Source organism: Micrococcus sp. 116 (genome assembly GCF_902506395.1).
Taxonomy (GTDB): Bacteria; Actinomycetota; Actinomycetes; order Actinomycetales; family Micrococcaceae; genus Micrococcus; species Micrococcus luteus.
Map to the genome: position 1 here is coordinate 1 of NZ_LR732383.1, position 2,390 is coordinate 2,390.

The window sequence follows — 2,390 nt, forward strand, 5'->3', positions numbered from 1 at the left end:
CCCCTCTGCCCCGTCCGCGAGCGCGGCAGGGCGTCGGCGCAGTCGCCCCTCCGACTTGTCGCACCCCCCGTTAGGATGTAGTGTTATACATGTCAGGCAGGGTGGATCCGCCACCCGCCGTTCCACGAGGAGAGCAGCCCTATGACCGCAGACCTGCAGCTTCGCCCCGACAGCGCATTCGCCCAGTGCCTGCTGGACCCGCAGACCCCCTTGAGCCTCGTGAGCGGGTCATTTGAGCACATGGAGGCCGCGCGTCTGGCCGGTCAGACGCTGCTCGTGCGTGCGGCCGGCGCGCGGGCGGCGTACAAGCGCCTGGTGCGTGGCGGTTGCACGGACACCGCCGTGCTCGAGCCCGCCCGCGTGAAGGCCTCGACGTTGACCTGGCACCGCGCGCACCTGCTGGAGCGCATCTACGACCTCTCCATGGGCAACAGCTGGCTTCACGGCATGGACAGCCATGGGGAGGGCACAGAGCTGGACATGCAGGCCAACGCAGATCGGGCCGCATTCCTCGCCGCGTACTCCGACGTGCACCGGATCGAGCCCTGAGCGAAACGGGGTCGAGCCCTGGAGGCTTTCTCCACGGCCTGGACTGCCGCGGCCTGCGACGACGCCCAGCGGCCCGCCTTCGAGGCCCTGGCCACCGCCGCCCGCCCGCTCTTCGAGGCTCTCGGTGACCTGATTGACCCGCTCGAGGCCGAAGAGGAGGCCCGCGTGGCCGACCCCTTCGACTGAGACGCCGCCTGCCCCCGGGACACAACATGGTAGGGGGCACACCCTTCCCACCCACACCGAAGGAGACCTAGATGGACCCGACCACGATGGTGGCCAACGCTCTCACCCGGGCGCTGAACTCGATCCTGGACACCCGCAAGGCGCGGCTGATGGCCATGCAGGGCCCCTGGTGGCAGATCCGCACCCAGATCCGCACCCAGATCCGCACAATCATTCTCGAGCGGCAGGCCACCGGCCAGGAGAAGACAGGATGGGCCGAGCCGGCCCTAGCCGACCTATTCGCGGAGCTCAGCCTCGCGGCCGATGCTCCCGCCATCCGCACGGCAGGCAAGGCATGGATCCGCGTCTATGACCGCCTGGCAAAGGCCCTCGAGGAAGAGCGCCTTTCTGGAGCGGCCCTCACGATAGGCCCAACCCCCCTCGAGAAAGGCCTCGACGGCCTACTCGGAGTCCTGGACACCGACGCTGGCCTCTACGTCTGGCAGGCCAAGACGTTCCACGACGAGTTGAACAAGGTCACGGACAAGATGGTCCGCGCCGAGCACAGCGCCAAGAGGAACGCAGAGGACGCTCTGCGCAACCGTCCCGCAGGCAGCGCCGGAGGGATAGCGGCCTGGGACTACCCCGCCCACAAGCACTGACCCCCGCATGCCACAGAGTGGGGGCCGCGAGCGCGACGCGCTCGCGGCCCCACGTGTTTTGTCTCCCGTGTTGCACATGCCTACCCAGTCATGTAGTCTCTTACATGTCAGGCAGGGCGGATCCGCCGCCCGCCGGCACTGAGACAGGAGGTCTGAGATGACCAAGGCACTGATGATCCCCACCCTGACCGACCAGCCCCTCACCATCGTGGAGACCAACGGCCTGGACGACCTGCAGAAGGCCGTCGAGGGCTTCGTGGAGCCCGTGGCTGGTGAGGACTTCACCGCCTGGGTGAACGAGGAGGGCAAGGTCAAGGGCATGCCCTTCAACCCGCGCGCCGACCGCTTCCTGCACCTGGCCATCCCGGCCCTGTCCACCTGGGACTGCATCGTCGGCCCCGTGATCATCACCGGCGGCGCCGACGAGGACGGCGAGGACACGGACATCAGCCCCGAGCTGATCGAGCGGGCCAACGAGTACCTGGGCCTGAGCCTGAGCCTCTGAGTCCTCCGCGGCCCCCGGCCCAGCGGCCGGGGGCCGCCCCCCAGGGGGGATCGCCCGCGTTCACGGTCCGCGAGCGCCGGGCGGGCAGAGCGCGGCCCATGTGGCCGCATCGTCCACCGTGTTGCACACCCCGCGCTGTTTATGTAGTCTTATCCATGTCAGAGGGGCGGCACCCGGCAGCCCCTCCCCCACCGAAGGGACACCCCATGACCACCAACCTCGCGGACGCCCGTCACGAGATGCTCTCCCTGTTCATCGCCTCCCACACCTCCCGCGATGTCGCCATCCACTACACCTGCCCCGAGGCCGAGACCATCGCCGCCTGGATCCACGCCGAGACCCTCGCCGCCGGGGAGCCCATGGGCGCAGCCGACGCGGCCGCCGATCTGTGGATCACTGAGCACGCCGCCGGAGACGACGACCCCTGCGACCTGCACCACGACTGCTACCCCGGCGCCTGAGCCACCGTGTGCGCCCCGGCCAAGCCTGGCCGGGGCGCACACGGTGGC

4 protein-coding genes are annotated in these 2,390 nt (G+C 69.2%); all 4 read left to right on the top strand.

What is annotated here, in order from left to right; translation table 11 throughout:
- The first annotated feature begins 141 nt into the window (after nt 1-141).
- Nucleotides 142-549 carry a hypothetical protein gene (locus CITRIK5_RS11990; RefSeq protein ID WP_159833853.1) on the top strand — a complete coding sequence of 136 codons (408 nt, stop codon included), beginning with the start codon at nt 142-144 and terminating at the stop codon, nt 547-549.
- 257 nt (nt 550-806) lie between these two features.
- Entirely contained in the window at nt 807-1,376 is a 570-nt protein-coding gene (locus tag CITRIK5_RS11995) for a hypothetical protein (RefSeq protein ID WP_159833855.1), read from the top strand.
- Nucleotides 1,377-1,533: 157 nt separating this feature from the next.
- The gene (locus CITRIK5_RS12000) at nt 1,534-1,881 is read left to right on the top strand and encodes a DUF3846 domain-containing protein (protein ID WP_159833857.1); all 348 of its coding nucleotides are present in this window, start codon (nt 1,534-1,536) and stop codon (nt 1,879-1,881) included.
- Between the two features lie 206 nt (nt 1,882-2,087).
- On the top strand, nt 2,088-2,342 hold the full coding sequence (locus CITRIK5_RS12005; RefSeq protein WP_159833859.1) for a hypothetical protein: 255 nt from the start codon (nt 2,088-2,090) through the stop codon (nt 2,340-2,342).
- The last annotated feature ends 48 nt before the right edge of the window (nt 2,343-2,390 follow it).